This is a genomic window from Chelativorans intermedius (genome assembly GCF_025398255.1).
In the GTDB taxonomy this organism is placed as follows: domain Bacteria; phylum Pseudomonadota; class Alphaproteobacteria; order Rhizobiales; family Rhizobiaceae; genus Chelativorans; species Chelativorans intermedius.
In genome coordinates, this window is sequence record NZ_JAODNW010000052.1 from 1 (window position 1) to 6708 (window position 6708).

Here is a 6708-nt window from a genome sequence, read left to right on the forward strand (position 1 = left end):
GGGCTGATCTCCATCGCGAAGACGCGACGGCCATTGGCTTCGCCCGCCATGATCTGCGAGCCGGAGCCGCAGAAGGGCTCGTAGCAGAGGCCGCCGCGCGCCACATGCTGGCGCATCGGGATCCCGAAGGCGTCGAGCGGCTTCGGCGTCGGATGGTCGGGCCGCTCGTCCCTGGCGAATGACGGCATCTCCCACGTCGAGGGCAGCGTTTCCTCCGCCACCTTCGGCGGCCGGTTCGGTCGGCGCCAGCCCATGAAGCAGGGCTCGTGCTTCCACAGGTAGTGCGACCGGGTCAGAACCCCGCGGTCCTTCACCCAGATGATCTGCTGGTGGACGAAGGCCCCGGCCTTCTCCCAGCAGGCCTCGAGCATCGCCTGGCGGCGGGAGGCGTGCCAGCAGTACCAGGCGGCGTCCTCGGTGATGGCTTCCGCCACGGCCGCCGCGATGAAGCCATCGTAGAGCTCGGCCCCCTGGCTCGAGTCGTCCCAGGTGACGCCATAGGACTGCGACCAGTCCTTGTTCCTTGTCGGGTGGTTCGAGCCGTCGTAATCGACGAGGTATGGCGGGTCGGTCGCGAACAGGATCGCGCGCTCGCCGTTCATCAGCCGGCGCACGTCATCGTGCGAGGTCGAGTCCCCGCAGAGCAGCCGGTGATCGCCGAGGATCCACAGATCGCCCGTGCGCGAAGCCGGATTGCGCGGCGGCTCGGGAATGGTCACCGGCGGCACCGAGCCCCCGGCCGCGTCGTCGAGGTCCGCCACCGCCTCTGCCAGCAGGCGATCCAGTTCCCCGTCCGTGAACCCGGTCAGGTCGAGGTCGAACTCGGCCTCGACGAGATCGCCCAGTTCCAGCCCGAGCAGCGCGTCGTCCCACTCGGCGTTCTCGCCCGAGCGGTTGTCCATCAGCCGGTAGGCGCGCGCCTGCGCCTCGGTCAGCCCCGTGGCGACATGCACCGGGGCGGTCTCGAGCCCGAGCTGGCGCGCCGCCTCGAGGCGCGTGTGGCCGGCCAGCACAACCATCTGCTCGTCCACGACGATGGGCTGCCGCCAGCCGAACTCGGCGATGGAGGCCGCGACACTGGCCACTGCCTTCTCGTTGCGCCGCGGGTTGCGCGCATAGGGAATGATCTGCGCAAGCGGCAGGTCGATCACGTCCATTGGTGGTTCCCGGATTGGGCCCCGAAACGAAACGGGGTGTTGGCCGAAACGAAACGGAGCTCCGCGAAAGCGAAATGGCCCCGGAGGGTCGTTTCGTTTCAGGCGGGTCTGTCGGGCCGTCAGGCCCTTGTTTCACTGGGGTTCCGCTCGAAGCGAAACGAAACGGGTATTTTCGGGCACGTCACTGGGAAAGCCTCGCGCCAAGCCCGCCAGCATACGAAGGTGAACGAAAAGGAACCGTAAAATCAATGGCTTACGGGAAGGCGGAGACAGTTTTTCCGGTCAAGCGGCGGGCGTTTGCCCGGTTTCGAACTGTCGCCGCTTGCGTGCCGTCATGTTCCCGTCTGGACCCCGAACTGGCTTCCGGTTGGACCCCGGAAGCAAGTGGTCTGAACCATCGTCCCTTCGTTCACGCCTCGTGCGATCATGCCCTGTTTGTATCCCTCAGAGCCGAAAAATGAACCCTTCCCGATGTCTCTCCGAAAATTCCCTCACAGGACGATTTTTCTTGACAGCCGGTCGGCGTTCTCGATCACGAAGCGCTTCGATCGCTTCGCGGGCGGCACGCGCCCGTTGAGCCGCCAGGTGATGAGCGCGATCCCGTATTGCCAGTGGCGGTTGGCGGCGGGACGGCTGAGGCCAACCTCCCAGCAGATGGGCTTCCATGGTCTGCGGTTGGCGCGCAGCCAGACGATGCGCGCGTCGTCCTTCTCAAGCCAGCGCAGCCAGAGCATTGCTTCCTCGGCTTGGGTGATCTGGCGCGGGCTCGGGCGCGGCCGGCGCATGCGCGGCTCCTGGCCGACCTGATCGGCGAAGCTGTGGAAATACTCCGGCCAGGCGTTGAAATAGCCCTGCGGCTTCACGGTTGGCATCTGCGCGAAGACGTCGGCCGCCAGTTCCAGCCGGTCCTGCACCCGTGACATCGTCCAGTCAGCCATGTCGCTTCTGCCTTTTGCCATAAAGCTTCTCACCCAGTTGCCGCACCAGTTCCCGCTCGGGCCAGGTCAGGCGGTCATCGTCAACCGACACCGCCAGCAGGCCTTGCTCCCGCCAGCCGTCACGCTTGACCTCATCGGGATCGCGTCGCCGACCGCCATAGCCCGGCGGGGTGAACTTCATCGCCTTCATGCCAGCCCTCCCTTTGTCTCGATCGCCCACATGAGGATCGCGATGGCGTCGGCCTCGTTGTCGTCCGCGGGGCTAAAGCCGCGCGCCCGGGCGGCCGCGATCATGGCGTCCTTGTTGGCGTTTCCCTTGCCGGTCGCGAAACGCTTGATCGTGCCGACAGGGACGCCCTCGTAGGGCACGCCGCGCAGTTCGGCCCAGGCGGTCAACGTGGCCATGAGCCCGCCGTAGACATGCGCGGCGTCGGTGCCCGCGTGGCGGCGGACTTCTTCGAACCAGATCGCCTCCACCGGCCCGGACAGCCGGTCGATCTCGGTCAGCCAGTTCGTGAAACGCAGGTAACGCATGCCGCCACCGTCGAAGCGCCCGGGCCGAAAGCAGACCGTGCCGGTGGTGATGAGCCCGTCATGGCCGCGCAAGGCCCAGCCGGTCGTGGTGCCGAGATCGAGCGCGAGGATGGTGGATGATGGAAAGGTTGATGGTGCGGCCATTTTGAGGCTCCTTTTTTCCGGCTGCACGATGAAGGGATGGACAGGATCGCGGTGGACAAAATCGCCCAGGGGTGGGTGGTGGACCTCCCCACCTGACGGGGGGAGTCCACCCACCCCTTTAGGGGTGCCTTTTCCGAAATCTGGAATCTGGCAAAGCCTTTTGATTTCATTGAGGAAATCCAGATTGCGGGGCAGATTTCGGATGAACCCGCCCGAAATCTGGAACGGGCGCGCCAAGCCATTGAAAAACTGGCGGAAAATCCAGATTCCAGATTGCGCGCAGATTTCAGATTTCGCGAAATCTGGCCAGATTTCGGATTTCGGGGTCCAGATTTCGGATGGGGTCAGAGAGCGGAAATTCATGCCTCACCCCCATCCGGATAGACCCAGACAGCGGGGTTTTCGACCGGCAGAACCGCCCCGGTCTGGGGGCATTTGTAGTGGCTCGGAAACACGCGGGCATGCACCCGCGTGACCTCGCCGGTCTCCGGATCCACAGCCTCCTCGCCGGTCGCCAGCTCCATGTGCTCGACGCAGAGATAGCCATACTTGCTGCGATCCGAGGCGAGGCCGAGATCGCTTGCGGCGTCCCCCTTGACGAACTTGACGATCCCCTTGGTGGTCAGGACGTTCAGCCTCTCGCGAATGCTGGTCTGGCCGCTGAGGCCGCTCTTGTTCTCGAAGGCCTCGGCAAAGAGGGTCATGGTGTACATGCGCCCCGAGCGCGCCTCTCGGTGGAGAATGTCGACGATGACCTCGCCCTTGCGATCCCGTTCGGCATCGAACTTCGCGCCCTGCTCGGCGCGCACCAGGCGTTCGTTCATCGGGTTGATCTCGACCCACTCGCCATTGACCTTGTCGACGAGCTTGGGCTTCAGCGCGGGTCCGTTCCTGAGCTCGATCTCCAGCTTCCGTTCCGATGCGTCCTCGTCGGGCCGGTGCAGGATGAGCCCCGTCGTGTAGAAGCCGCGGAGCGCGCTGGCGCCGGAAAGGGCGAGGAAGGGATCCTCCTTCACCTGGTGCTTCGAGAGCTTCTTGGTGTGGTGGACGAGGATGACGCCGCAGTCGGGATTGACGTGGTCGCGCAGCACCTCGACCCGGTCCTTGAGGAAGAACATCATCGCGGCGTTGTCGTTCTCGCCGCCCCCATCGGGGCCGCCGTCGAAGAGGTTGCGGATCGGGTCGATGCAGAGGATGTCGAGCGGTTCGTCGGGGAACGCCGCCCGGATCGCCGCGGCCACGCGGGCGCTGCCCTCGGCGTCGAGCAGCATCTTCAGCTTTGGCGTGACGATCAGGTTGTCGCGCGCCGCGGCGATCAGCTCGGGCGGCAGGCCGACCTGCTGCATGCGCTCGCGCAGGTAGTGGTACTGGATTTCGGCCTGCAGATAGAAGATCCGCAGCGGTCGCGGCGGGGTGAAGCCGAGAAACGGCACCCCGGCGGCCATGTGCACGAGCCAGGCGATCAGGAGATCGCTCTTGCCCACCTTGGGCGCGCCGCCGAGCACCAGGAGCCCGCCCGGCGTCAGCACGCGCGGGCCGATCAGGTCGGCGGGCATGGGGCTCTTGTCGTCGAGCAGCTGCCCCAGCGTGAAGCTGGGCAGCTCGTCGGGCACGGGGGCGGCGCTGTCGAGCCGGATGAGCGGCGGCCCGTGGCGTTCGACATGGCGCGCCCAGAGGCGTTCGGATTCGCGCTTGAGCCGTTCCACGGGCCACTGGGGCCGCAGCATGGCGGCGTTGTAGCCGCAGATCGCCTCCCAGCCCTCGCTCTTCGAGAGGCGGCCCTCGTGGACCAGCCGGATGAAATAGCCGATGGCGGCGGAGGCGCCCTCGAAGCGCGACCAGTCGTCGATGCCGCCCTCGCGCACCGGGGTGACCAGAACGTCATCCACGGCAGGCTTGTCAGGCGTCGCGAAGTCCGGCGTCAGGTTGACGCCCGGCGCGGGTGGCATGTCGGCCACGGCCTCGGCGAACTCGTCGAGATCGCGCTCGAGACCCGCGTTCAACTCCACGATCCGCACCAGCGTCTTCAGGCCGTTCTTGTAATAGACCGAGCCCGCTACCCGGATCGGCTGGTGCGCCGAGCGGAAATGCATGTCGCCGCCGACCTTGGCAGCGATGTCGCCGCGCAACCGGCAGAGGCGGGCAATGTCTTCGCCCTCGATGGGTTCGGTGAGCTTCCACCAGACGTGGGCCTTGTGCCGGCCCTCCGGGGTGACGCCGCCGCTTTCCACCACCATGGTGGGCGGGCCGAGATGGCGCTCGAGATGCGCGCGCTTGGCGGCGATGTCGCCGCTGTCGATATCCACGACCACGGCCTGCATCTGCGCCACGTCCGTAGCCTTGGCCCGGCCGGTCTCGGTCACCGTGCCGGGAATGACGTAGACGGCCGCGCCTTCGCGCGCGGCCCAGTTCGCGAAGGTCGCCATCTTCTGGGGCGCCGTCTCGTCGGCCGCGATCCAGATGTTGTGCGGCCGCCCGTCGATCCCCTGGCCCTTGTCGATGAAGCTGCGCACCGGGATCAGCCCGTCGCAGTAGCCAAACACCACCTCCATGAAGGAAGCGATCTGCGCAGGATCCGGCTCGTCTCCGAACGGGTCGATTTGCGGTGCCGCGTCGTTGAAGTCGCGCCAGGGGTTGAAATGAACGAGGTTGGCCTCGGGGTGGTCGGTCGTGCTGTCGTCACGCATGTCGGTGTCCTCGGGTGGTTCGGGCGGGTCGGTGGTGTCCTTGCTCATCCGGGCAGTCCCCAGCAACGTTCGGCCCAGGGGCAGAAGCGGCATTCGAAGAAGTCGCGGTTCCGGGCCACGCGCGGCAGCAACTCGCCCGTGTCGGTGGCCCGCAGGATCCGCACCGCGCGATCCGACATGCGCTGCGCGAGCTCGGCGTCGAAGGGCACCAGCTCGTGGTGCAGCTCGGCGGTGTCCTTGTTGATCGCGGTGAAGAGCGCCGGATTGGCCGAGATGCCCGGCACGCTCGCTTCCATGTAGGCCTGGTAGAGCGCGATCTGGGCGGCATAGACGGGCTTGGCGACGGTCACGCCCTTGGCCACCGTCTCGCGCCAGTTCTTCGCGTTCATGGTCTTGCATTCCCAGAGCGAGGGTGTGCGCAGCCCCAGCGCCGCCGGCGCCTCGGAGATGATCCCGTCGACATGGCCGCGGATGCGCCCGCCCGCGACGGAGAAGCCGAACTGGCCGCCGTCCCGCTTCTGGGTGACGAGATCGAGCCCCGCCGCCCGCAGCCAGCGGATGGCGAGATCCTCGAGCTCATGCCCGATCGCGAAGATCCGGAGCGACCGGCCGGAGAAGTCCTGGCCCTCATCCTTCGGCGCGCCCGCGAACTCGAACTGCAGCGCGCGCTCGCAGGCATGGCCGAGCCGTGACGCGCCGAGATAGTCGCGCGGCGGCGTCGCTGCGCTCTCGGCCTTGAGCGCGGCATCCACGGCGGCGTTGATTCGCTCGCCCATCGAGGGCCGCTTGTTGAAGTCCAGCATCAGAACGGGATCTCCGACTGGCTCGCGATCTCGGCCATCTCGGCGCGGAACGCCTCGACGGTGGTGACGATCAGCCGATGCATGTCGTTCTGGGTCAGCTGGCCCAGCGGCCGATCCCAGCCGATCCGCTCCATCTCGGGCGCGAGTGCGCGCATCACGGCGGGCAGCGCCTGGGTTTCTTCCTCGGTGAAATCGACCATGCTCAGTCCTTTCTTCGCTTTGCGGGTGAAGGCCGCCTGGCAGCCCATGGAGCAGAACCAGCGGCGGGTTTGGGTGCGGGTTGGGCGCAGCCGGTGGGGATCGAACCAGCCGAAGCCACGCGTGCGGGATGTGCAGACGGCGCAGAGGACCGGGCGCGGATGCCAGAGGCGATCAAAGCCCGGTCGATCCGCAGCCTCTGCGGGCGGGGATGAGACTTGCGCGACATGGCTCACGCCGCCCTCCG

The 6708-nt window shown here is 66.8% G+C and carries 7 protein-coding genes; all 7 read right to left on the bottom strand.

Annotated elements, in window-relative coordinates:
- Window positions 1-1157: DNA modification methylase (locus NYR58_RS19840; RefSeq protein ID WP_261522872.1), on the bottom strand; the 1157-nt coding region annotated here is incomplete at its 3' end.
- 491 nt (window positions 1158-1648) lie between these two features.
- On the bottom strand, window positions 1649-2095 hold the full coding sequence (locus NYR58_RS19845; protein ID WP_261522873.1) for a DUF6362 family protein: 447 nt from the start codon (window positions 2093-2095) through the stop codon (window positions 1649-1651).
- Window positions 2088-2285, bottom strand: a complete 198-nt coding sequence (locus NYR58_RS19850) for a hypothetical protein (RefSeq protein ID WP_244274633.1) — start codon at window positions 2283-2285, stop codon at window positions 2088-2090. The genes NYR58_RS19845 and NYR58_RS19850 overlap by 8 nt, the downstream gene beginning before the upstream one ends.
- Window positions 2282-2773, bottom strand: a complete 492-nt coding sequence (locus tag NYR58_RS19855) for a crossover junction endodeoxyribonuclease RuvC (protein WP_085867307.1) — start codon at window positions 2771-2773, stop codon at window positions 2282-2284. The genes NYR58_RS19850 and NYR58_RS19855 overlap by 4 nt, the downstream gene beginning before the upstream one ends.
- A gap of 359 nt (window positions 2774-3132) precedes the next feature.
- Complete coding sequence (locus tag NYR58_RS19860) at window positions 3133-5508, bottom strand: AAA family ATPase (RefSeq protein WP_261522874.1); 2376 nt, start codon at window positions 5506-5508, stop codon at window positions 3133-3135.
- Window positions 5505-6263, bottom strand: a complete 759-nt coding sequence (locus NYR58_RS19865; RefSeq protein WP_085867308.1) for a PD-(D/E)XK nuclease family protein — start codon at window positions 6261-6263, stop codon at window positions 5505-5507. Before NYR58_RS19865 ends, NYR58_RS19860 begins: the two co-directional genes overlap by 4 nt.
- On the bottom strand, window positions 6263-6708 hold a 446-nt coding region (locus NYR58_RS19870; protein WP_261522875.1), incomplete at its 5' end, for a DUF6511 domain-containing protein. The genes NYR58_RS19870 and NYR58_RS19865, both read right to left, overlap by 1 nt.

What these genes read in the sequence shown, in the direction of transcription:
- NYR58_RS19845 (WP_261522873.1), bottom strand. Translation starts at nt 2,095, where the DNA reads ATGGCTGACTGGACGATGTCACGGGTGCAGGACCGGCTGGAACTGGCG.
- NYR58_RS19855 (WP_085867307.1), bottom strand. Translation starts at nt 2,773, where the DNA reads ATGGCCGCACCATCAACCTTTCCATCATCCACCATCCTCGCGCTCGAT.
- NYR58_RS19860 (WP_261522874.1), bottom strand. Translation starts at nt 5,508, where the DNA reads ATGAGCAAGGACACCACCGACCCGCCCGAACCACCCGAGGACACCGAC.
- NYR58_RS19850 (WP_244274633.1), bottom strand. Translation starts at nt 2,285, where the DNA reads ATGAAGGCGATGAAGTTCACCCCGCCGGGCTATGGCGGTCGGCGACGC.
- NYR58_RS19865 (WP_085867308.1), bottom strand. Translation starts at nt 6,263, where the DNA reads ATGCTGGACTTCAACAAGCGGCCCTCGATGGGCGAGCGAATCAACGCC.